This is a genomic window from Mesorhizobium sp. B2-3-7 (assembly GCF_006442695.1).
Classification (GTDB): domain Bacteria; phylum Pseudomonadota; class Alphaproteobacteria; order Rhizobiales; family Rhizobiaceae; genus Mesorhizobium.
Genome location: NZ_VFVV01000001.1, coordinates 24637 through 47134 on the forward strand (window position 1 = coordinate 24637; position 22498 = coordinate 47134).

At 64.3% G+C, this 22498-nt stretch carries 20 protein-coding genes, 1 pseudogene and 1 riboswitch; of the genes and pseudogenes, 9 read left to right on the forward strand and 12 right to left on the reverse strand.

Annotated features, from left to right (window positions below):
• Positions 1–9 precede the first annotated feature (9 nt).
• The 3 genes from FJ940_RS00110 (at position 10) to FJ940_RS00120 (ending at position 1885) form a co-directional block, all read left to right on the forward strand.
• The gene (locus FJ940_RS00110) at positions 10–393 is read left to right on the forward strand and encodes an RNA-binding S4 domain-containing protein (RefSeq protein WP_140517614.1); all 384 of its coding nucleotides are present in this window, start codon (positions 10–12) and stop codon (positions 391–393) included.
• A 204-nt stretch (positions 394–597) separates the two neighbouring features.
• Positions 598–936 (forward strand): ferredoxin FdxA, encoded by a 339-nt coding sequence (gene fdxA / locus FJ940_RS00115; protein ID WP_140493333.1) that lies wholly within the window; start codon positions 598–600, stop codon positions 934–936.
• A gap of 367 nt (positions 937–1303) precedes the next feature.
• The gene (locus tag FJ940_RS00120) at positions 1304–1885 is read left to right on the forward strand and encodes a CarD family transcriptional regulator (protein WP_006327799.1); all 582 of its coding nucleotides are present in this window, start codon (positions 1304–1306) and stop codon (positions 1883–1885) included.
• A gap of 59 nt (positions 1886–1944) precedes the next feature.
• Here FJ940_RS00120 and FJ940_RS00125 read toward each other — a convergent pair whose 3' ends face one another.
• The 4 genes from FJ940_RS00125 to FJ940_RS00140 all read right to left on the reverse strand — a co-directional run bounded on the left by FJ940_RS00125 (position 1945) and on the right by FJ940_RS00140 (position 5313).
• Positions 1945–2853 carry a patatin-like phospholipase family protein gene (locus FJ940_RS00125; RefSeq protein WP_140580078.1) on the reverse strand — a complete coding sequence of 303 codons (909 nt, stop codon included), beginning with the start codon at positions 2851–2853 and terminating at the stop codon, positions 1945–1947.
• A gap of 112 nt (positions 2854–2965) precedes the next feature.
• Positions 2966–3757: an amino acid ABC transporter ATP-binding protein gene (locus tag FJ940_RS00130; protein WP_140654769.1), complete on the reverse strand. Its 792-nt coding sequence runs from the start codon at positions 3755–3757 to the stop codon at positions 2966–2968.
• A complete protein-coding gene (locus tag FJ940_RS00135; RefSeq protein ID WP_140654772.1) occupies positions 3754–4434 on the reverse strand; it encodes an ABC transporter permease subunit in 681 nt (226 codons plus the stop codon). The genes FJ940_RS00130 and FJ940_RS00135 overlap by 4 nt, the downstream gene beginning before the upstream one ends.
• Before the next feature lie 105 nt (positions 4435–4539).
• Positions 4540–5313 (reverse strand): amino acid ABC transporter substrate-binding protein, encoded by a 774-nt coding sequence (locus FJ940_RS00140; protein WP_140624989.1) that lies wholly within the window; start codon positions 5311–5313, stop codon positions 4540–4542.
• 322 nt (positions 5314–5635) lie between these two features.
• On the opposite strand from FJ940_RS00140, the gene FJ940_RS00145 reads away from it, so the two are divergent.
• Positions 5636–6502, forward strand: a complete 867-nt coding sequence (locus FJ940_RS00145) for an RNA polymerase factor sigma-32 (RefSeq protein WP_140493315.1) — start codon at positions 5636–5638, stop codon at positions 6500–6502.
• Between the two features lie 70 nt (positions 6503–6572).
• Here the strand turns inward: FJ940_RS00145 and FJ940_RS00150 are convergent, their stop codons facing one another.
• The 4 genes from FJ940_RS00150 to thiB form a co-directional block, all read right to left on the reverse strand.
• Entirely contained in the window at positions 6573–8036 is a 1464-nt protein-coding gene (locus FJ940_RS00150; protein WP_140493312.1) for a M48 family metalloprotease, read from the reverse strand.
• Between the two features lie 257 nt (positions 8037–8293).
• The gene (gene thiQ / locus FJ940_RS00155) at positions 8294–9076 is read right to left on the reverse strand and encodes a thiamine ABC transporter ATP-binding protein (protein ID WP_140654774.1); all 783 of its coding nucleotides are present in this window, start codon (positions 9074–9076) and stop codon (positions 8294–8296) included.
• Positions 9076–10689, reverse strand: a complete 1614-nt coding sequence (gene thiP, locus FJ940_RS00160) for a thiamine/thiamine pyrophosphate ABC transporter permease (RefSeq protein WP_140654777.1) — start codon at positions 10687–10689, stop codon at positions 9076–9078. Before thiP ends, thiQ begins: the two co-directional genes overlap by 1 nt.
• A 237-nt stretch (positions 10690–10926) precedes the next feature.
• Positions 10927–11925 (reverse strand): thiamine ABC transporter substrate binding subunit, encoded by a 999-nt coding sequence (gene thiB, locus FJ940_RS00170; protein WP_140554930.1) that lies wholly within the window; start codon positions 11923–11925, stop codon positions 10927–10929.
• 42 nt (positions 11926–11967) lie between these two features.
• A riboswitch (TPP riboswitch) is annotated at positions 11968–12083 on the reverse strand.
• Positions 12084–12171: 88 nt separating this feature from the next.
• Here thiB and FJ940_RS00175 point away from each other — a divergent pair.
• From FJ940_RS00175 to FJ940_RS29035, 4 genes and pseudogenes are all read left to right on the forward strand, one after another.
• On the forward strand, positions 12172–12816 hold the full coding sequence (locus tag FJ940_RS00175) for a thiamine diphosphokinase (RefSeq protein ID WP_140654780.1): 645 nt from the start codon (positions 12172–12174) through the stop codon (positions 12814–12816).
• A 1-nt stretch (position 12817) separates the two neighbouring features.
• On the forward strand, positions 12818–14635 hold the full coding sequence (locus FJ940_RS00180; protein ID WP_140566884.1) for an ABC-F family ATP-binding cassette domain-containing protein: 1818 nt from the start codon (positions 12818–12820) through the stop codon (positions 14633–14635).
• Between the two features lie 44 nt (positions 14636–14679).
• Complete coding sequence (locus FJ940_RS00185) at positions 14680–14922, forward strand: type II toxin-antitoxin system CcdA family antitoxin (RefSeq protein WP_140580085.1); 243 nt, start codon at positions 14680–14682, stop codon at positions 14920–14922.
• Between the two features lie 66 nt (positions 14923–14988).
• Positions 14989–15084 (forward strand): annotated as a pseudogene (locus FJ940_RS29035) (hypothetical protein); the annotation flags it as partial.
• Positions 15085–15190: 106 nt separating this feature from the next.
• Here FJ940_RS29035 and FJ940_RS00195 read toward each other — a convergent pair.
• Positions 15191–16876, reverse strand: a complete 1686-nt coding sequence (locus tag FJ940_RS00195; RefSeq protein WP_140566876.1) for a hypothetical protein — start codon at positions 16874–16876, stop codon at positions 15191–15193.
• Between the two features lie 74 nt (positions 16877–16950).
• Positions 16951–18249, reverse strand: coding sequence for an adenylosuccinate synthase (locus FJ940_RS00200; protein WP_140493285.1), 1299 nt, complete (start codon positions 18247–18249; stop codon positions 16951–16953).
• A gap of 213 nt (positions 18250–18462) precedes the next feature.
• Here FJ940_RS00200 and FJ940_RS00205 point away from each other — a divergent pair, with 213 nt between their 5' ends.
• Complete coding sequence (locus tag FJ940_RS00205) at positions 18463–19365, forward strand: DMT family transporter (RefSeq protein WP_140654782.1); 903 nt, start codon at positions 18463–18465, stop codon at positions 19363–19365.
• 141 nt (positions 19366–19506) lie between these two features.
• Here the strand turns inward: FJ940_RS00205 and serA are convergent, their stop codons facing one another.
• Positions 19507–21105 (reverse strand): phosphoglycerate dehydrogenase, encoded by a 1599-nt coding sequence (gene serA, locus FJ940_RS00210; protein ID WP_140654785.1) that lies wholly within the window; start codon positions 21103–21105, stop codon positions 19507–19509.
• Positions 21106–21261: 156 nt separating this feature from the next.
• Positions 21262–22437, reverse strand: coding sequence for a phosphoserine transaminase (locus FJ940_RS00215; RefSeq protein ID WP_140525054.1), 1176 nt, complete (start codon positions 22435–22437; stop codon positions 21262–21264).
• Between the last annotated feature and the right edge of the window lie 61 nt (positions 22438–22498).

The window sequence follows — 22498 nt, forward strand, 5'->3', positions numbered from 1 at the left end:
GTCGCCCCGATGGCCACCGACCGCCAGCGTATCGACAAATGGCTGTTCTTCTCGCGCGCGGTGAAATCGCGCTCGCTGGCCGCCAAACTGGTCGTGGCCGGCCGGGTGCGCATCAATCGCGACAAAGCAGCGCAGGCCTCCGACCTGGTCAAGCCTGGCGACGTCCTGACCATCACGCTGGAGCGGCGCATCTTCATCTGGAAGGTGCTCGATGCGGGAAGCCGGCGCGGCCCCGCCGTGGAGGCACGCACGCTCTACGAAGACATGTCGCCGCCTGCCGCACCGACGGGCGAGGCGCCTCCCGACGCGATCCCAGGGCTGCGCGAGGCCGGAAGCGGCCGCCCGACGAAGAAGGAGCGCCGCGAGACCGACCGCTTGCTTGGCGACGACTGACCGCCGGTGCACGGAGGCATGTATGTTCTTCCACACCGCCGACACAACGGTCCGAGCACATGACCGATGCCCGCCATTGCCGACCCGTTGGAATTCCATTCCGGCAATGCGGACATGGCCGGAATGGCCGCCCTTGCAAGCGAGCGCCAAAGGCGTTACCTCACGGAAAAAGCCAACAAAAACGGGACGTCCCGGAGCAGATCGATGACCTATGTCGTGACCGACAATTGCATCAAATGCAAATATATGGACTGCATCGAGGTCTGTCCGGTCGACTGTTTCTACGAGGGCGAGAACATGCTCGTCATCCATCCCGACGAGTGCATTGACTGCGGTGTCTGCGAACCGGAATGCCCCGCCGACGCGATCAAGCCCGATACTGAGTCGGGCCTCGACAAATGGCTGCAGATAAACACCGAATACGCTGAGAAATGGCCTAATATCACCGCCAAGAAGGAGCCGCCGGCCGACGCCAAGGCCTTCGATGGCGAGGCCGGCAAGTTCGAGAAATATTTCTCGGCTGAACCCGGAGAAGGCGACTGACAGCGCTGCCGTTTCAACCGGCATGACGCGGCGTAAGAGGTACGGCCTATTAACCGCCTTGACAGGCGGCGTGAACCTGTGGCCTTCGCTTATGCAGCAAAACCTTGATTCTTCCGACTTTTTGTGTTACATGAGCGAAACATGCCGGTGACACAACGTCGATTTATGGCGCTAACGCCCCAAATCACTGAAAGGTGAAAATCCCATATCGGACCAGAGCGATCTGGGCCAGGCGATCGCAATCGTGCGGTTTGCCGGTCCCGGCTTTTCCGGTGGGTTCATCTGTTGTGCGGCTAATGATCGGTAACCCGATCGCGCGAGTTCAGCCGGCACCGCCGCCGGCCCACAACAAGGAGTTCAGGGCGTAATGGCAACGATCACCCCGCAGAAGAAGTCCACCGCTGCACGTCACGGTTTCAAGACCGGCGAGTACATTGTCTATCCGGCGCATGGTGTCGGCCAGATCGTCTCGATCGACGAGCAGGAAGTGGCCGGGCACAAGCTGGAACTGTTCGTCATCGATTTCCAGAAGGACAAGATGCGCCTCAAGGTGCCGGTCGCCAAGGCAACCTCGATCGGCATGCGCAAGCTGTCGGAAGAGGATTATGTCGAACGCGCCCTGAAGGTCGTGCAAGGCCGCGCCCGCGTCAAGCGCACCATGTGGTCGCGTCGCGCGCAGGAATATGATGCCAAGATCAATTCCGGCGACCTGATCTCGATCTCGGAAGTTGTTCGCGACCTCTACCGCGCCGACAACCAGCCGGAGCAGTCCTATTCCGAACGCCAGCTCTACGAAGCCGCGCTCGACCGCATGGCCCGCGAGATCGCCGCTGTCAACCGCATGTCGGAAACCGAAGCCGTGCGTTTGATCGAGGTCAATCTCAACAAGGGCCCTAAGCGCGGCGCCAAGGCCGACAATGAGGAAGCCGAGCAGGAAGAAGCTGCCTGAGGCCTTGCGCCTTGCAGGCAATATTTGGAAAGTTGGTGCACGCCCTCGGCGTGCAATCGTCACAGGAACGTTAGGCGGGTCGCTTCCTTCTTGCCTTGGGCGAAACCGGCACGGGCCGCGGGGATGCGGGTCGCCAGATCCATCTGGTTGGTGCCCATTGCGGCGCGGGAATCGACGTCAGGCGTGATCACCACCACCCGGCTGCCCTGCTGGAGCAGGGCTTCGACCTCGCTTGCAAGGTCCGCGCCCGGCGGTCTGCGCAGGCCCTCGAACTGGCCTTCCGGTAGCGGCCCGCTCCGTCCGCTGAACGGCGAGAGCACGATCACGTTCGCATAGCCCGAGGCAAGGTCGGCATTATCGGCGGAGCGCACGCCACCGGAGATGTAGCGGACGCCATTGATGCTGTGCGTAGGCCCCGCACCGGGCAGCGCGGTGCTCGCGGTGGCCGCGTCAACCAGATCGACGCCGGAATCGCGGTCGAACGCAGCCAGTTCACCGGTAAGCGCGTCGACGGCCACCACGATCATCGGCCTTTCCGGCCATTCATGGCGAGGCAATCTGGCGGCGACCAGCGCGCGCCGCTGTTTGGCCACTTCAGGTCCGAATTTGACATCGCTCTCCAATCCGAATGCGCCCATCGCCCGTTGCAGATCGGCTGCCGAGGTAGCGGCGGCGGAAATGGAACGCATCCGCTCGAATACACTATCCATCGGCGGCAACGGCGGTTGACGGCTCGGTCCGGCCGGTTGAACCGGCAGCGGGGACAGCACCGCCGCCAGCAGCTCGCCCGGCGGTATGCCGCTGCGCACCTGCACTGCCGCATTGGCGCCTGCCGAGGTTCCGATCACCAGATCGGCGGCCTCGGTCAGATCGACACCAGTGTCGGCGAGGCCCGCGATGATGCCGATCAGCCAGGCATTTCCGGCGGCCCCGCCACCACCGAGAACAAGAGCAACGTTGCGAACCATCGGCCCCACTATTGCAGCGCATGGACACGCCCGTCCATCGAAATAGAAACACCGTGCCTGACGGCCGGCTCACGAGGATAAATGCCCGGCAGGGAGCAAGCGCAGCGCAGACCTAGGACGAGAAATTGCCGCCTTCTCCCCCACCCTCCTTCTCCGCCATTTCCTGCTTTAGCGTCGCGATGAACCGTCTTGTCCGTTCGCGCTCCGGATTGCCGAACAGCACCGCCGCAGGGCCCTTTTCGACGACAATGCCGGCGTCGAGGAACACCACCTCGCGAGCGATCTTTGAAGCAAGCCGCAGATCGTGCGTGGCCATCACCATCGTCGTCCCCTCGCTGGCGAGCCGGCCGAGCACGTCGACGACTTCCTGCGCCAGTTCCGGGTCGAGCGCGGAGGTCGGCTCGTCGCATAAAAGCACCTTTGGCGACGGCGCCAGCGCCCGGGCGATCGCTACCCGCTGCTGCTGGCCGCCCGACAGCGTTGCCGGCCAGGCATCGACCTTGTGCGCCATGCCGACCTTTTCCAGCAGCGCGAGCGCCCGTTCGCGCGCCCGCGCCTGTGGCCACTTAAGCACCGTCACCAGCCCTTCCATGACGTTCTCGATCGCGGTGCGATGCGGGAACAGCTGGAAGTTCTGGAACACCATGCCGGTCTGCAGCCGCAGCCGCTGAATGTCCCGGGCCGCCACCTTCGCTCCCGGATGGAACTCCAGCGCCTGATCGCCGATACGCACTGTGCCCGAGGTTGGGATCTCAAGCAGGTTGATGCAGCGCAGCAGCGTACTTTTGCCACCACCCGAAGGACCGACCAGCGCGGTGACGCTGCCTTCGGCAATGGCAACCGTCACGCCTTTCAGCACGAGATTGTCGCCAAAGCGCTTTTCGATGTTGGCAAGGTCGATCACGAGCGCGCCTCCAGGAAGCCGCCATAGCGGTTGAGCCGCGCCTCCAGCCGCGTCTGCAACGCCGACAGCACCGAACTCATCGCCAGATAGAGGATCGCCGCCTCGACATAGAGGATCAGCGGCTCATAGGTGGTGGCGACGATGCGCTGCGCGGCCTGGAACATTTCCGGCACGGTGATGGCGGCGGCCAGCGACGTGTCCTTGACCAGCGAGATGAAGGTGTTGGAGAGCGGCGGCACCGCCACGCGCCCGGCCTGCGGCAAGATGGTGCGGCGCATCGCCTGGCTCCAGGTCATGCCGATCGAATAGGCCGCCTCCCATTGCCCCTTTGGCACCGCGCCTATCGCCGCGCGAACGATTTCCGACGAGTAGGCGCCGATATTGAGCGTGAAGCCGATCAACGCCGCGGGAAACGCGTCAAGCAGGATGCCGACCGAGGGCAGGCCGTAGAAGATCAGGAACAGCTGCACCAGGAGCGGCGTGCCGCGGAATATCCACACGTAGAAGCGCGCCACCGCGACCAGGGGCATTGGCCCGAAGAGCCGGATCAGCGCGGTTCCGAGACCGACGCTCAAGCCGAGTACAAAGGACAGAAGCGTCAACGGTACGGTGAAGACCAACGCCGCCCATAGCAGCGAAGGCAGCGATTCCAGCATGAGTTGCAGCCAGTGCGGCACGAAAGGCTCCTTCTTGCGACTGCCGTATATCACGCGAAAGGCGGCGGGCCGTCAAAACGGTCCGCCGCCGGGCGATGTCGCGCGGGCCAACGGCCCGGCCGTAAATTACTTCGAAACGTCCTGTCCGAAATACTTGTCTGCGATCTTCTGATAGGTGCCGTCCGCCTTGATGTCGGCCAGCGCCTTGTTGATTGCGGCAACCAGTTCCGGATCGCCCTTGCGAACGATGACGCCGGAATAGTCGGCGTTCTCTTCCTGGGCCGCGATCTTCACATTGGCATCCGGCTTGTGCTTCTTGAAATCGAGGAAGGACAGGCTGTCATTGATGGTTGCGTCGGCGCGGCCAGTCAGAAGCAGCTGGATCGACTGGTCGAACCCGTCGGTGCCGACCAGTTCGGCGCCGTTGGCCTCGGCAAGCTTGCCGAAATTCGAAGTCAGCGACTGCGCCGACTTCTTGCCTTTGAGATCGGCGAAGCTCTTGATATCGGTGTTGTCGCCGCGCACGATCAGCACTGCCTTGGAGGCGATGTAGGGGTCGGAAAAATCGTATTTCGCCTTGCGGGCGTCGGTGATGCCGACTTCGTTGATGACCGCGTCATAGCGGTTGGCATCGAGGCCCGCGATCAGCCCGTCCCATTTGCCCTCGAGGAACTCTACCTTCACGCCGAGCTTTTCGCCGATCGCCTTGGCGATTTCGACATCGAAGCCGACCAGCGCTCCGCCGGCATCATGATAGGTAAAGGGTGCGTAGGTGCCCTCCGTGCCGACCTTGATGACGCCGGCCTGCTTGATCTGGTCGAGATTGGCGCCGGCATAGCCTGCGGTAACAGCCAGAACCTGCAAAGTTCCGGCGACGATGAGCGACTTGAGCCATTTCATTTTTCTGTGATCCCGTCCTGGCCTGATATCCGGCATGGTGTGTGAGCGCTGGAAATTGACAGATGTGAGTTGAAAAAATAAGGAATGAGATTTCAAAAACATCCATTATTCGGAATCGGATTCTACCACTGACGTTTCTGGCGGTGCCTCGAACCCGCCCTGAGTTTTTTCGCGCAGCCTCCACGCCGCGCCGCCGGCGGCGGAACCTTTCCCGCGCATGGCACGTTTTGCGTTCGTTGTAGGGCAGGACGCCGTCATTTCAAGTCGAGCGGCTGCCGGGTTTCGAAATGACATCCGTATCGCCAGAGCCAGGGAGTGCCTCATGATGGAAGACACGGCAGGACGGATCATGGTCCGCGCGGCAATGAGGGCTCCCTATCTCGAACGTGACGAGGAGTTGCGGCTGGCGCTGCGCTGGAAAAAGGACAACGACCAGAACGCGCTGCACAGCATCACCGTGGCGCATATGCGCCTGGTCATTTCCATGGCCTCCAAATTCCGTCATTACGGCCTGCCGCTTGGCGATCTGGTCCAGGAGGGCCATGTCGGCCTGCTCGAGGCCGCGGCCCGTTTCGAGCCGGAGCGCGAAGTGCGGTTTTCGACCTATGCGACCTGGTGGATCCGGGCCTCGATGCAGGACTACATCCTGCGCAACTGGTCGATCGTGCGCGGCGGCACCAGCTCGGCGCAAAAGGCTCTGTTCTTCAACCTGCGGCGCCTGCGCGCCCGGCTGGCGAACGGCGCCGCGGAGCCGCTGTCGAACAGGACGCTGTACCGTGAGGTTTCAGCGGCCCTCGGCGTCTCCGAAGCCGATGTCGCGCTGATGGATTCGCGGCTCTCGGCGCCCGACTCCTCCCTCAATGTCCCGCTTGCCGACGATGGGGGCGCGACCGAGCGGATGGACTTCCTCGTGTCGGACGATCCCTTGCCCGACGAGGTCGTCAGCGACACCATCGATATCGAACGCCGCTCGATATGGCTGAAGGCGGCGCTTGCCGCACTCAACGCGCGTGAGCTGCGCATCATCGAGGAGCGTCGGCTGAGCGACGAGGGCGCGACGCTCGAAGCGCTCGGCGAGACGCTTGGCATTTCCAAGGAACGCGTGCGCCAGATCGAGGCCCGCGCCATGGAAAAGCTGAAAGTGGCGCTGGTGAAGCAGAACCCGGAATTCCTCGCCACCGCCGCCTAAGTGGGAAAGTGTGTAACGGTTCCCGTCCGGGAATTGCGAAAACGAGAGAGCGGTCAGCGCCGACTATCGGCTATTTGTCGGTGACGATCTTGACCTTGTCGCCGGCCGAAACCGCAGCCCCCGGCGACAGCGCGTTGAGCACCCGGAACAGGTCGAGTTTGCGGTCGACGCCGACCATCTGCGCCGAAAGCGAACCCATCGTCTGCCCCGGCTGGACGGTGACCACGCGGATATGCAGCGGCTTCAGCGCCGCCTTTTCGGCGGCACTCAGAATGCGGAACGAGCCGCTGACGGAACGCGCCACGGTGTCGAGCGACGTGCTGGCGGATGGTGCCGCCGTCAGCAGCCGGTAGACCTGGCCGCCGGCGCGGATTACCGCGATATCGAACTGCCAGCCTTCGGCGCCTGCATGCGCCGTCGCCGCCTCGTTGCCGTTGATCGTTTCCTGCCTGACGCTCGCGTCGTCGAGACCGGCCACCCAGCCGCTCCTGATATAATCGGTCAGCGCACGGTTCTTGTCGATCGACACGCCGTCGAAGCGGATCGCAATGTCGCCCGGCCCGGTCGCCGTCACGGCGGCGGCCGAATTGTCGATGATGAAGCCCTCCGGCACCGAGAAGGACACGCCCAGGCCCGGATGCAGAAAGGTCTCGCCGCGCACATACCCTTCTTCCGGCGTGTCGCCGTAGAGCAGGCCGTCTATCCCGGCGAGGAAGGCGTCGCGATCGCGGGTGCCGACGCCCGGCGGGCCGAACTGGCGGGCATGGCGTTGCGCAAGGTCGATACGCTGCGGCGTATTGGGATGCGTTGCCAGGAAATCGAGGCTGGCGTCGGTGGCGCCGCTGATCGAGCGGAAATCGGTGTAGGCCGACATGGACTGCAAGAAGCGGCCGGCGGCGTAAGGATCGTAGCCGGCTTCGCCGATCGACTTGATGCCGATCGCGTCGGCCTCCAGTTCCTGGTTGCGCGAAAACTGCGCCAGTCTCAGCTTGCCGCGGATCAGCGCCGCCTTGGCGGTCGGGCTGTCGCCGAGCACGTCGGAAACAACCTTGGTGGCGAGCCCCTCCTCGGCCTCGAGCTGCTGGCGCTGCAGGCCGTGGTTAGCGGTGACGTGGCCCATCTCATGCGCGATGACGGCGGCGAGCTCGGCCGAATCATTGGCCAGCGCCAGCAGGCCGCGCGTGACGTAGAGGTAGCCGCCCGGCAGTGCGAAGGCATTGACGTTGGGCGAATTGAGGATGGTGATACGATAGGTCTGGGTCGGGTTGGCCGACACCACCGTCAGGCTGCCTACGACCTTGGCGACCATGCGCTCGAGCTTGGGATCGGAGTATTCGCCGCCATAGGTCGCCAGGATGCGTGGATGCTGCGCCTTGGCCAGTTCGGCCAATTTGTTATTGGCCGCGACATTGTCGACCGTGATCGGTTTGTCGGAAGGCTGGAAGCCGGATTCCTGGACTTCCGGAGGTGTGAACATCTGGCAGCTTGCCAGGGCCACGACAAAGCCGGCCAGCGCCAGAAAGCGCGCCAGCATTTTCCCTCTTGGTCTTTCCGTGCCGGTCGGCAGAACGGCTTCCTTTCGGGTCTGGCGCATGCCCGCGAAAATCGGGGCGATCCTCGCAAGGGCTCATGCGCAAATCAAAGCATTACAGCATCCACGCCATACCAACGCGCGGCGGATGCTGCAGGCAAATCACGGCCTGCACCGGACCGGTACAGGGCGGACCTAGCCACACTACCTCTGTCATGGCAAGCAATCGCCCCGTCGCCAGGAGCCGGTTTGAGCGTAAATTATGTCCGCTTCCGGGCAATATCTCGTGATCCAGCCTCCCAGGCGCTTGTGCCAACATAGCGCCGGAAAACTTCAGGACCAGCCCCGGCAAAGAAATCATCCGCCTTGCCCTTGGCGGCAACCATGCCGTTGTCGAGGAACACCACCTCCTCACAAATACGGCGTGCGTCCTGTGGCTGGTGCGTGACGAACAGCAGCGTCATGCCCCGCTCGGCATGCACGTCGGCGACAAGATCGAGCATGTCGTCGCGCAAGGCCGGTCCGAGTGAAGCGAAAGGCTCGTCCAGAAGAAGCACCGGGCGGTTGCGAACCAGCACGCGCGTCAATGCGACACGCTGGCGTTCGCCTCCCGAAAGTTCGCGCGGCAGGCGTCTTTCCTTGCCCGCGAGGCCGGTGCGCGCGATCGCCTCCGCGATGTCAGCGCGGTCGGCCTCGGTCAGCCGCAGCGAGGGCGAGCGGCCGAGCCCGACATTCTCTTCGACCGAAAGATGGGCAAAAAGATTGTTTTCCTGGAACACCATCGACACCGGCCGCGCCGAAGGCGGCGCCGCGCCGACATTGGCGCCGCCGATCAGCACGCGGCCAGCCTGCGGCGTCTCGAAGCCCGCCACCAGATTGAGCAGCGTCGACTTGCCCGAGCCGCTCGGCCCCATGATGGCGGTAATTTTCGACGCGGCGAAATCGACATCGAAAACGAGCGGCGCGTCGCCGTAGCTGAACGAGACCGTGTCCAGCCGCACCTCGGCTCCCCTTGTCGCACCATTGGTGGCGCCCGCAGCCATCAGTCTCGTTCTCCCCTTCCCAGCCCGCTCGCCGCCACCACAAGCGCAAGGCAGACCAGACCGAGCAGCAGCGCCAGGCCGGCGGCGTCCTCGGTCCGGTAGCTGCCCATGCGCGCCAGGAGAAGGTAGGGCAAGGTCTGCACGGAATCACTGCCGAACAATGCGATGACGCCGAGATCGCCAAGCGACAGCGCCATGGCAAACGCGAAGGCGGTGGCCAGCGGCCGTCGCAGCGAGGGCCAGTCGACCAGCCGCAACCGGGCCCAGCCCGCTATTCCCAGAAGCGCGCAGAGCCGCTCATGGCGCTCGCTCGCCGCATCATAGGCGGGGCGGATGGCACGGATGGCGAAAGGCATCGCCATGACTGCATTGACAGTGACGACCATGACCGGGGCTATGGCAAAGACATCGCCGAAATGGCGCAGCAGAAGGAACCAGCCGGAGCCGATGACGATGGGCGGCACGACTAGGACGAAGCCGGCACCGGTGTCGGTGGCGTGTTCGAGCACGGTCCGCGGACCGGAGCGGCGCTTCAGGGCCAGCACGCGGCGCGCCATGGTGAGCGAAAGCGACAGCGCAACCGACAGCAGCGCCGACAGGAAAGCCAGCACGGCGCTGGTCAGCGTCGCCTGCCGCACCGCCGCTTCGCCGGCGAGACGACCGAGGTCGGCGCCGAGGCCTGACATCAGCGTCGCCGTCATCGGCCCGGCGACGAACAAAAGGGCCAGCACGACGAGCGCGGCATTCAGCGCGGTCTCGGTCCTGCCGGCCGAGACGTAGCGGCGCGGCGCCACCGGCAGATTGGCGTCACCGGTGGTGTTGGCGCCGAGCCGCGTCAACGCCAGCACCACGACAAAGGTCAGCGCGATCTGCAGCAGCGTCAGCGCCACCGCCCGCGCGGGATCGAAATCGAAACGCAGCGCCTGGTAGATGCCGACCTCCAGCGTCGTCGCGCCGGGGCCACCGCCCAGCGTCAACACGATCGTGAAGGACGTGATGCAGAGCATGAACACCAGGCCGGCGACGCCCGGCAGAGCGGCGCGCAGTGTCGGCCACTCGATCAGCCGGAAAGCCGGTGCGGCACCCATACCCAGCTGGCTCGCCAGCCGCCATTGATCGGCTTGGATGGTTTGCAGCGCTTCGAGGAACAGCCGCGTGGCCAGCGGCAGGTTGAAGAAGACATGAGCAACGAGGATGCCGGAGAGGCCATAGATGCCCGGCCAATTGTAACCGCCGACGGCACCAAGAAAGCCGGCGAAATAGCCGGCGCGGCCATAGAGCGCCAGGATGCCGAGCGCCGCCACGATCGCCGGCAGCGCCAACGGCAGGGCGAAGAGCTGGAGGATGAAGCCGCGGCCGGGAAAGCGCGGATGCCGCGACAGCGCGCGAGCCACGAACAGGGCCGGCGCCACCGACAACAGCGTCGAAAGCGCCGCCTGCCACAACGTAAAGCGCACGACGCGCAGGAGATAAGGATCGAAGGCTGCCCAGGCTCCGGAGAAATCGTTCGCGCCTTCGAAAAGAAGACCCGCAAACGCGCCGCCGATCAGGAGCCCGATCGCCGCAAGCGCGAGGATACCGGCGGAGATGCGGGGGTCAGACGCGCGCTGCACGCTGCGCCACCCAAAGGACCTTTAGCGAGCGTCGCGTTCCTTCGCGCCCCCCTCTGTCCTGCCGGACATCTCCCCCACTTGGGGAGAGATTGGCTGCTTCAGCGCTCCACCCTCTCCTGTGACGTCGCCAATTGGCGAAAGCCGTCGTGACGGCCAATCTCCCCCCTCGTGGGGGAGATGTCCGGCAGGACAGTGGGGGGCGCTGTAGAGCACTCATCATCCGATCATACGACCAAACTACTTGCTCATCACCGCCAGCCATTCATCCACCCATGCCTTGCGGTTGGCCGCGACCTCCTCGGGACTGAACAGCAAGGTTTTGGTCGGTTTGACCAGTCTGTCGAAGGCCGGATTGAGCGGCTTGTCGGTCTTGCCGGCCGGGAACATCCAGTTGGTCTCGGGGATGGCATCCTGGAATTTCGGCCCGGTCATGAAGGCGATGAACTTTTCCGCCAGCGGATTTTTGGCTCCCGTCGTGGTGATGCCGGCGACCTCGATCTGCAGATACTCGCCCTCCTCGAAGGAAGCGGCCTGGTAGCGCTCGGTGTTCTCGGCAACCATGTGGTAGGCGGGCGAGGTCGTGTAGGACAGCACCATCGGCGCCTCGCCCTTGGTGAACAGGCCGTAGGCCTCGCTCCAGCCCGGCGTCACGGTCAAGACCTTCGCCTTGAGCTTGGCCCAGGCCTCCGGCGCCTTGTCGCCATAGACCGACTTCACCCACAACAGCAGGCCGAGGCCCGGCGTCGAGGTGCGCGGATCCTGGATAACGATCTTGTCGTCGGCACTGCCCTCGACCAATTCCTTCAGGCTCTTGGGCGGCGTCTTCAGCTTCTGCGTGTCATAGACGACGGCGAAATAGCCATAGTCGTACGGGACAAAGATGTCGTCGTTCCAGCCGCCCGGCACATTGAGCCCGGTCACGGCGCCATGCGGCGCAAACAGGCCAGTGGCCTTGGCATCGGCGGTGAGATTGGTGTCGAGGCCAAGCACGATGTCGGCCTTGGTCGCGGCCCCTTCCAGCTTGACGCGGTTGAGCAGCGCGACGCCGTCGGCAACCGAGACGAAGTCGACATCGCAGCCGCATTCGGCCTCGAATTCCTTCTTCACCACCGGGCCGGGGCCCCAGTCGGCGGTAAAGCTCTCATAAGTGTAGACGGTGAGCTTGTCCTTGGCTAAGGCCGGCCCGGACAGAACCACGACCATTGCAGAGACAAGGGCGTATAAAAGCGTGCGCATCGGCGCCTCCTTCGTTCGGGTTAAAGGAATTGAGGCGTCGGACTGTCCGAAACGTCTAATCCCTCCGCCGGTACAAACCGGATCAGGTTCAGCGGGTTGGCGAGACTGCCTCTCAGCCGGTCCGCGAAATATCGCGTCCGGCACCCCGTTAGAGCGCCTCGACACATAGGCCCGGCCGGTGAACCGCGCAAGTGGCTGTTTGCCGGCCTTCCGTTTCCGCTGCCGGGCTGGTAAGGGCCACACGATATGAGCACATTCACCATCCTGCTTGGCGGCGATCTCATCCGCACGCCACGGCTCGACCGTCAGGTCGAGGGAACCCGCGTCGTCGCCGCCGATGCCGGCATCGGCCATGCAAGCACGCTCGGCCTTGTGCCGGAACTGTGGGTCGGCGATTTCGATTCCGTGCCCGCCGGCCTGCCGGATGAGTTGGCCGCCGTGCCGCGCCGGACCTTCCCGGCAGAGAAGGACGCCACCGATGGAGAACTCGCGATATCGGCCGCCCTGGAGCGCGGCGCGACCAGCCTCGTGCTCGCCGGCGCCTTCGGCGGCAAGCGCGCCGACCATGCCTTCCTGCACATGGCGCTCGCCCTGCGGCTGGCCGGGGCCGGGACAAAGGTGCTGTTGACCAGCGGCGCGCAGGAAGCCGTGCCCCTGGCGCACGGCACGGCCCGCTTCGACTATGCCGACGGCACCCTGTTCTCGATCCTGGGTTTTTCCGAGCTTGCCGGGCTGACCGTCGCCGGCGCGAAATGGCCGCTTGACCGCGTCAAGGTCGCGTTCGGCTCATCGCTGACCATCTCTAATGAGGTCAAGGGCAGGCTCGAGATCGCGCTGGGAGCGGGGCGCGCGCTGCTGCTCGCCCATCCCTATCCCTTGCCAGAAAGCTGACATGGCGCCGCCTCTTCTCAATCTCGACGGAATAAAACTGACCTTCGGCGGCACGCCCCTGCTCGACGGCGCCGACTTGGCTGCGTCGGCAGGCGACAAGATCGCGCTGGTCGGCCGCAACGGGTCCGGCAAGTCGACGCTGCTCAAGATCGCCGCCGGCCTGATCGAGCCGCAGGACGGCGAGGTGTTCCGCCAGCCATCGGCGACCGTCCGCTATCTGCCGCAAATGCCCGACATGGACGGCTTCGCAACCGTGCGCGCCTATGTCGAGGCCGGCCTCGGTCCCGCCGACGATCCTTATCGCGCCAGCTACCTGATGGAGCACCTCGGCCTCTCGGGCGAGGAGCAGCCGGGCGACCTCTCCGGCGGCGAGGCCAGGCGCGCCGCCCTTGCCCGCGTCATGGCGCCCGAGCCTGATATCCTGCTGCTCGATGAGCCGACCAACCACCTCGATCTCTCGGTGATCGAATGGCTGGAAGAGGAACTCGTCCGCACCTCCTCGGCCCTCATCGTCATCTCGCACGACCGCCGTTTCCTTGAGCGCGTCTCGCGCGCCACCGTGTGGCTCGACCGGGGCCAGACGCGCCGGCTGGATAAGGGCTTCGGCCATTTCGAGGAATGGCGCGACCAGGTGCTTGAGGAAGAAGAGCGCGAACAGCACAAGCTCGGCCGCCAGATCGTGCGCGAGGAACACTGGCTGCGTTATGGCGTGACGGCGCGGCGCAAGCGCAACATGCGCCGCCTGGGCGAATTGCAGACCATGCGCCAGCGTTTTCGCGGCCATCGCGGCGCCGAAGGCACCGCGACCATGGTGGCCAGCGACGCCGCCGAATCCGGCAAGCTGGTGATCGAGGCCAGGAACATCGAGAAGAGCTTTGGCGACCTCACCGTGGTCAAGGGGTTCTCGACCCGCATCCAACGCGGCGACCGCGTCGGCCTCGTCGGGCCGAACGGCGCCGGCAAGACGACGCTTCTGAAGATGCTGACCGGAGAATTGCAGCCGGATGCCGGTTCGGTGCGGCTCGGCACCAATCTGGAGATCGCCACGCTCGACCAGAAGCGCGAGGCGGTCGATCCGCAGGAGACGCTGGCTCAGTATCTCACCGACGGGCGCGGCGAGAACCTTGTCATCAATGGCGAGCAGCGCCACGTCGTCTCCTACATGAAGGACTTCCTGTTCAAGCCGGAGCAGGCACGCACGCCGGTGCGCGAGCTGTCGGGCGGCGAGCGGGCACGGCTGATCCTTGCGCGCGTGCTGGCCCGGCCGGCGAACTTGCTGGTGCTCGATGAGCCGACCAACGATCTCGACATGGAAACGCTGGAGTTGCTGCAGGAACTGGTCGCCGGCTTTGCCGGTACGGTCATCCTGGTCAGCCACGACCGCGATTTCCTCGACCGCACCGTGACCAGCGTGATCGCGCCGGACGGCGGCGGCCGCTGGGTCGAATATGCCGGCGGCTATTCCGACATGCTGGCGCAGCGCGGCGGCACCAGGCTCGACGACCGCAAGGCGCGGGCGAAGGCGGATGCAAGCGAGGCGCCGACGGCGAAGGCGGACAGCCCCACCGCCAAAGCCCCGGCAAAAAAACTCTCGTTCAAGCAGAAATTCGCGCTGGAATCGCTGCCCAAGAAGATCGAGGCGGTGACAGCCTCGATCTCGCGGCTGGAGAACAACATCGCCGATCCGGCCTATTACGAGCGCGATCCGGCCTCGTTCCAGAAGACCATCGCCGCCCTCGACAAGGAGCGCGCGACGCTGGCGGCACTGGAGGAAGAGTGGCTCGAACTGGAGATGTTGCGCGAGGAGATGGAGGGGTGAAGATGGTATGCGCTACGTTATGCGCTTAAAAGAGGGCTGTCTCCGTGCTTCAATCGACGACAAAACCTCAGCGAAAGTCTGTCAATACATCCATTGACGCTCAGCTGATCAAAGACGCCAAAGCGTCGGGTATCAATCTCTCGCGCGCCGCCGAGGCGGGTATTGCGAAGGCCATCGCGTCGGAAAAAACGCGTCGGTGGCAAGAGGAGAACTTTGAGGCGATTGTGAGCTCCAACGCCTATGTCGAGCGGAACGGGTTGCCATTGGCCACACGCCCGCTGTTTTGATGGGCCCGTTACGATCTCTATCGGAATGCCGGAGGCAGTGGTTACCTTGTCGATGTTCAGTCCGACCTTCTTGAGAGGCTGAACACGAGAGTCGTCATTCCGTTGATGCCGCCCGACACAGCCCCCGTTCCTGGCCGCCGGCTCTGCCTTGATGGCCACTGAATTGCCGGATGCCGAGGGAAATCTCTCCAAGCACCACGACGACATCGTCGCCGCGCTCGACATGCTGTTCCAAGGCTTCTGACCGGAGCCGACCGTTGCCGTCGGCTCAGCCCGCCGTCTTCGCCTGCCAAGCCTTGATCGCCTCGTCGAACACCTTCTCGCCGGGAATGCCTTTTTCCATCGTCAGCAACGCTCGTCGTCCGGTCTTATAGACGACCGGCACGTCGATCCAGTCCTGTCCCCGAAGCAAGGTCAGGTTGGCGTCCTCGTCGGCCTTGGTATCGTTGAGCGCGACGAGGAAGAAGCCGTCGGCGATCTTGGCCGGAATGCCGATCAGCGGGCTGCCGGCATCCTGCTCGGAACTCTTCATGGCCACGCGCAGGATGTTGTCGACGCCGCCGCCCTCGAACCCGTCGGGCGTCAGGAAGATCATCTCGATGATGTGGCTGGCCGGCAGAGTCTGGTCAGTGTTGCGGCGAATGGTCATGCGCAACTGGATGTCCTTGCCGGGAATGGTCGCCTCGGCGCGGATCGCCGGCTCAGGCGGCAGGTCGCCGCCGGGCGATTCCTGCACCAGCGACCAGACGATGTTGCCCGGCTCGGCCGAACCCTGCGCGGTGCTGGTGCGCTCCTCATAGAAGATCGCCTTCTGGCCGACCGGCAGAGAGGTTTGCGTCGGCGCACCGGCAGGCGAGGGCGGCGTGGCGGCGTTGTCAGCCGGCGCCGCGGGTGCGGTCCCATTGGCGGGTGGCGCCGCCGGCGCAGCGCCCGGTGCAGGGGGCGTGGTCCCGGCGGGCGCGCCTGCGGCCGGCGTGCCTCCTGCCGGAGCCGACAAGGCCGGGGTGGTCGTGGCTGAAGGCGGCGTCGTCAGCGCCGCGACGGACTCGCCCTCGCCCACGCCGCTCTGTCCGCCGGCCGGGCCAGGATCGACCTCGCTTCCTTGCGGCGTCAGTCTTTGAGTGAACTTCGGTGTCCCTTCGGGCTCGGCACCGCTAGCCGCAGGTGCCGGGGGCGTTGCCGCCGCATCGCTCGCCGGCTTGGCGGGTGTCGATTTGACCGGCTCGGTCGTCGCGACCTTGCTGCCGCCGCCCAGACCCAGCATCTTGCCGAAGGCATCCTTGTTCAGCCAGATGCCATAGCCGCCGCCGGCAATGACCAGCAACGCAACGGCAGCGGCAATCAGCCCGCCATAGCTGCGCTTGCGTTCAGCCGGACGCAAGCGCTGGAAAGTGTCGGCGACCGCAGCCTCTTCGTCGCTCGCAAAGACATCGGCATGCTCGTCGTCCTGACCCACATCCATGCCAGGCTGAGCCCTGTCGTCGAACTCCGGGGCCGGCTGCACCGGTACGGGCTTTTGCCAGTTCGGCTCGACCTCGGCGGCGGGCGATGCAGGCCTGGAGATGTCGGGCTCCGGAGCGGGGGGCGGCGGCTTGTAGGGTTCAGCCTTCGAGGCAGGCGCTGCCGGCCAGGCCGGCTCCGCCTTTACCGGCTGTTTGGTATGGTTCGACTGGTTCTTGTTGCGATCGATGGAGGAAAATATGTGCTCCAGTTCGGCAAGCGGATCGGTCTCCGGCACGCTTTTGGCATATTCGCGCTCGAGCCTCGATATGGCGTCTTCCAGGCCGCGCTTCTGCCTTTCGGCTTCCGACGGCGAAAGCGGCGGCTCGCGCTCGGCAATCTTCTTTGCAATCGTCGAGCGCGCTTTGTCGTAGACTTTGGCCCGCAGCTCCGGCGTAGGATCGCCAAAATTGTTTATCGTATCCCTCAGAGCAGAAACGAAATCTTTCGCCATGCGTCAGTCGACCTGTATTGTGCTCCGGGCCGGCCTCCGCAAATCAGCCGCAACGCCCGGAAAGGCTTGAGAAACTAGTCTTGAAACGGATCGGTCACAAGTATCGTGTCGTCCCGCTCCGGGCTGGTGGAGAGGAGCGCGACCGGCGCGCCGATCAACTCCTCGATATGGCGGACATATTTGACGGCCTGGGCCGGAAGGTCGTTCCAGCTGCGCGCGCCGGCGGTGGTGCCTTTCCACCCCTCCAGCGTCTCGTAGATTGGCTCGACGCGGGCCTGCGCGCCCTGGCTGGCGGGTAAATAGTCGATCGTCTCGCCGTCGAGGCGGTAGCCGGTACAGACCTTGATCTCGTCCAGCCCGTCGAGCACATCGAGCTTGGTCAGGGCGATGCCCTTGATGCCGTTGACGGCGACGGCCTGGCGCACCAGCACCGCGTCGAACCAGCCGCAGCGGCGCTTGCGGCCGGTGACGACGCCGAATTCATGGCCGCGCGTGCCGAGGAATTCACCGATCTCGTTCTGCTGCTCGGTCGGGAACGGACCCTCGCCGACGCGCGTCGTATAGGCCTTGGTGATGCCAAGCACATAGCCAATGGCGCCCGGGCCCACGCCGGCACCGGCTGCCGCCTGACCGGCGACGGTGTTGGACGAGGTGACGAACGGATAGGTGCCATGATCGATGTCGAGCAGCGTGCCTTGCGCGCCCTCGAACAGGATGCGCTCGCCGGCCCGGCGCTTGTCGTCGAGCACCTTCCAGACCCGGTCCATGTAGGGCAGGATTTCGCCGGCGACCGAGGTCAGCTCTTGCATGACCGCGTCATGGGTGGCTTCGGCATGGCCAAGTCCGCGACGCAGTGCATTGTGATGCGTCAACAGCCTGTCGACCTTCAAGGGTAGTGTTTCCAAATCCGCCAGATCCATCACCCGCACCGCGCGCCGGCCCACCTTGTCCTCATAGGCGGGGCCGATACCGCGGCGGGTCGTGCCAATCTTGGTTCCGGAATTTGAAGCGGCGTCCTCGCGGAAGCCGTCCAGTTCCCGGTGCAGGGAAAGGATAAGCGCTGTGTTTTCGGCTATTTTCAGGCGCTCCGGCGTTACCTCGACGCCCTGCCCCTTGAGCTTCGCCACTTCGGCGACGAATGCGTGCGGATCGAAGACGACGCCATTGCCGATGATGGACAGCTTGCCCTGCCGCACGACGCCCGACGGCAACAGCGACAGCTTGTAGACCTTGCCGTCGACGACCAGCGTGTGGCCGGCATTGTGGCCGCCCTGGAAACGCACCACGACATCGGCGCGCTCCGACAGCCAGTCGACGATCTTGCCCTTGCCTTCGTCACCCCATTGCGAGCCGACGACCACCACATTGGCCATGTTTCTTTTCCTTCGAGGCGCCGCCGCGCGGCTTGGATACGGTTCGAAACGACAGGCCTCTATAACGTCAAGAGCAGGCCGATGCGACCTTTCTTTGCCGCCGAAAATGGGCTGAGGCACAACAATTTTCAGCTTTGACATCATTTACTTGTCCAGGCGCGGGCAATAGGCCGGCGGGCAAGCCCCATTCACCTCTTCCCGCTGCGACCCGCCATGCACCGAAGCGCCTACATGTTCCTGCTGCTCACCACCTTGCTGTGGGGCGGCAACTCGGTGGCCGGCAAGCTGGCGGTCGATCACGTCTCACCGATGACGCTGGTCTTCCTGCGCTGGGTGTTGGCGGTGGCGATCCTGCTGCCGATCGGCTGGAATGCGCTGAAAAGAGATTGGCCCGTGGTGCGCAGGCACTGGTTCGTGCTCGCCGCGCTTGGCGCCAGCGGCTTCACCTTGTTCAACACGATCTTCTATACGGCGCTCAATTACACGACCGCGATCAACGTTTCGATCGAGCAGGCGGCGATGCCTATCCTGATCATCGTAGCCAATTTCATCTTCTTCCGCCTGCGCGTGAACTGGGCGCAGATCGCGGGCGTGGTGCTGACGATCTTCGGCGTCATCCTGACCGCCTGCCACGGCGATCCGCGCCGGCTGCTGACATTGGAGCTCAATTTCGGCGACGCCATCATGCTGGTCGCGGTCATCCTCTATAGCGGCTATTCGGTCGGGTTGCGGCTGAAGCCGGCCATGCAATGGCAGAGCCTGATGCTGGCCATGTCGCTCGCCGCGCTCGTCACCTCGCTGCCGTTCTTCCTATGGGAAATCGTGGCCGGCAAGGTCATCGTTCCCGACGCGCGCGGCTGGGCGGTGATCGTCTATACCGCGATCGGCGCCTCGGTCGTCTCGCAGATATTCTACATCAGGGGCAATGAGCTGATCGGCGCCAACCGGGCCGGCCTGTTCATCAACCTGGTGCCGATCTTCGGCACCCTGCTTTCGGTGCTGATCGTCGGCGAGACATTCCAGCTCTACCAGGCGTTGGCGCTCGTCCTCGTGCTGGGCGGCATCGCGCTTGCCGAATATAGCGGCCGCAAGGCAGCCATGCCGAGGCGCCAGTAAACTCACTTCGCGCCCCGATCGTCAGCCTTGAGGAGAGCGTCGGCTCGCCCGGCAATTCGCAGGACTACTGCAATTCCTTGCGCACCGCCGCCACGTCGTCGGACGAGACTGCCGGGGCGGCATTGCCCCAGCAGACAAGCCCTACACGCTGCCGACGTCGAACTGTAGCCGCTTGGCCGAATCGATCGATTTGTGCGCCCGCACCTGCTCCAGCACTTTTTCCGGGAACGGTGCGTCGAGATAGAGCAGCGCGATGGCATCGCCCCCTGGCCGGTTGCGGCCGAGCTGGAAGTTAGCGATGTTGACGCCGTTCTCGCCGCACACCGTGCCGAGCAGGCCGATAATGCCCGGCGCGTCGGCATTGGTCGTGTAGAGCATGTGCTGGCCGACCTCGGCATCGAGATTGATGCCCTTGATCTGTATGAAGCGCGGCTTGCCGTCGGAAAAACAGGTGCCGGCGATCGAGCGCGTCATATGCTCGGTCTTGACCGTCAGCTTGATATAGCCGTCGAACACGCCCGATTTGTCGCGCTTGACCTCGGCGACGATGATGCCGCGCTCCTTCACCATGATCGGAGCCGACACCATGTTGACGTCGGCTACCTGCGGCCTGATCAGCCCGGCAAGGGCCGCGCTGATCAGCGCGCGCGTATTCATCGTCGCGGTCGAGCCGTCGAACAGGATTTCCACCTCCTTGATCGGGTCCTCGGTGACCTGGCCGACAAAGGCGCCAAGCACTTCGGCGAGCTTGACGAAGGGCTTGAGCCGCGGCGCTTCCTCCGCGGTGATCGACGGCATGTTGATGGCGTTGGAGACGGCGCCCTTGATCAGATAGTCGGCCATCTGTTCGGCGACCTGCAGCGCGACGTTCTCCTGTGCTTCCGCCGTCGAGGCGCCGAGATGGGGGGTGGCCACCACATTCTCCATGCCGAACAATGCGTTCTGTTCGGCCGGCTCGGCCTCGAACACGTCGATGCCGGCGCCGGCCACCTTGCCGCTCTTCAGCGCCGCCACCAGGTCGGCTTCGACGACCAGCCCGCCACGGGCGCAGTTGATGATGCGCACGCCGTCCTTCATTTTGGCGATCGCGACGGCATCGATGATGTTGCGCGTCTTGTCGGTCAACGGCGTGTGCAGCGTGATGAAGTCCGCGCGGGCGAAGAGCTCGTCCAGTTCAACCTTGTCGACGCCGAGTTCCTCGGCGCGTTTGTCCGACAGGAACGGATCGAAGGCGACGACATGCATCTTCAGGCCGACGCCGCGCGTGGCGACGATCGAGCCGATATTGCCGCAGCCGATGACGCCGAGCGTCTTGCCGGTGATCTCGACGCCCATGAAGCGGTTCTTTTCCCATTTGCCTGCATGCGTCGAGGCGTTGGCTTCCGGGATCTGGCGGGCGAGCGCGAAGATCATCGCTACCGCATGCTCGGCTGTCGTGATCGAATTGCCGAACGGCGTGTTCATCACGATAATGCCCTTGCGGCTGGCCGCCGGTATGTCGACATTGTCGACGCCGATACCGGCCCGGCCGACGACCTTGAGCCTGGTGGCGGCATTGATCAGCTTCTCGGTAACCTTGGTCGCCGAGCGGATGGCGAGGCCGTCATACTGGTCAATCACTTCAAGCAGCTTCTCCTTGTCCTTGCCGAGATCTGGAAGATAGTCGACCTCGACGCCGCGATCCCTAAAGATCTGAACAGCGGTGGTGGAAAGTTTATCCGAGACGAGAACGCGAGGCATGGGATTGGTCCTTGTTGCTTACCCCACCCGCCTTCGCTTCGCTCAGGCACCTTCTCCACGGGGGAGAAGGTCGGGCGCCGATCTTTCTCCCCTTGTGGGAGAAGGTGGCCGCGAAGCGGCCGGATGAGGGCTGTTCCAGAAAATAACTGTTGAGTTTCAGGCCGCCGCTTTCAGCGACGCCTTCTGGCCGGCGAAGGCCCAGTCGAGCCAGGGCAGCAGAGCTTCGAGATCGGAGGTCTCGACCGTTGCGCCGCACCAGATGCGCAGGCCAGGCGGCGCGTCGCGATAGGAACCGATGTCATAGGCGACACCTTCCTTGTCGAGCGCTGAAACCAGACCCTTGGCGAAGGCCGCCTGTGCGTCGGCGTCGAGTGCAGCGACTTGTCCGTCGGTGAAGGACAGGCAGACGGACGTGTTCGACCGCGTCGCCGGCTCTACGGCGAGATGGCCAAGCCAGGAGGATTTCGCGACGAAACGGTCGAGCACGGCCGCGTTGGCGTCGGCCCTGGCGACCAGCGCATCGAGGCCGCCGATCGATTTCGCCCAGCTGAGCGCGTCGAGATAGTCCTCGACACATAGCATCGACGGCGTGTTGATGGTTTCGCCCTTGAAGATGCCTTCGATCAATTTGCCGCCCGAGGTCAGGCGGAAGATCTTCGGCAGCGGCCATGCAGGCTTATAGCTCTCCAGCCGCTCGACGGCGCGGGGCGACAGGATTAGCATGCCATGCGCGCCTTCGCCGCCCAGCACCTTCTGCCAGGAGAAGGTCACGACATCGAGTTTCTCGAAGTCGAGCTTCTGCGCGAAGGCGGCCGATGTCGCGTCGCAGATGGTCAGACCCTTGCGATCGGCCGGGATGAAATCGCCGTTCGGCACGCGCACGCCCGAGGTCGTGCCGTTCCAGGTGAAGACCACGTCGCGGTCGAAATCGATCTTGCCGAGATCCGGCAGTTCGCCGTAACCGGCCTCGAGCTTGCGCACATCGGCAAGCTTCAACTGCTTGACCACGTCGGTGATCCAGCCGGAGCCGAAACTCTCCCAGGCGACCATGTCGACGCCGCGCTCGCCCAGCAGCGACCAAAGCGCCATCTCGACGGCGCCTGTGTCGGACGCCGGCACGATGCCGATGCGGTAGTCGGCAGGAACCTGGAGAATTTCGCGCGTCAGCGCGATCGCCTGTTCGAGCTTGGTCTTGCCGATCTTGGCGCGATGGGAACGGCCGAGCGCGGCAGCTTTCAGCGCCTCGACCGACCAGCCGGGACGTTTCGCGCAGGGACCTGAGGAAAAATTGGGGTTTGCCGGACGGAATCCGGGCTTCGTATGCGTCGTCATCGTGGTCTATCCTTCCAGATAGTGGCCCCTCGTTGGGGAGGGGTGGCCCACGGACGGCGAT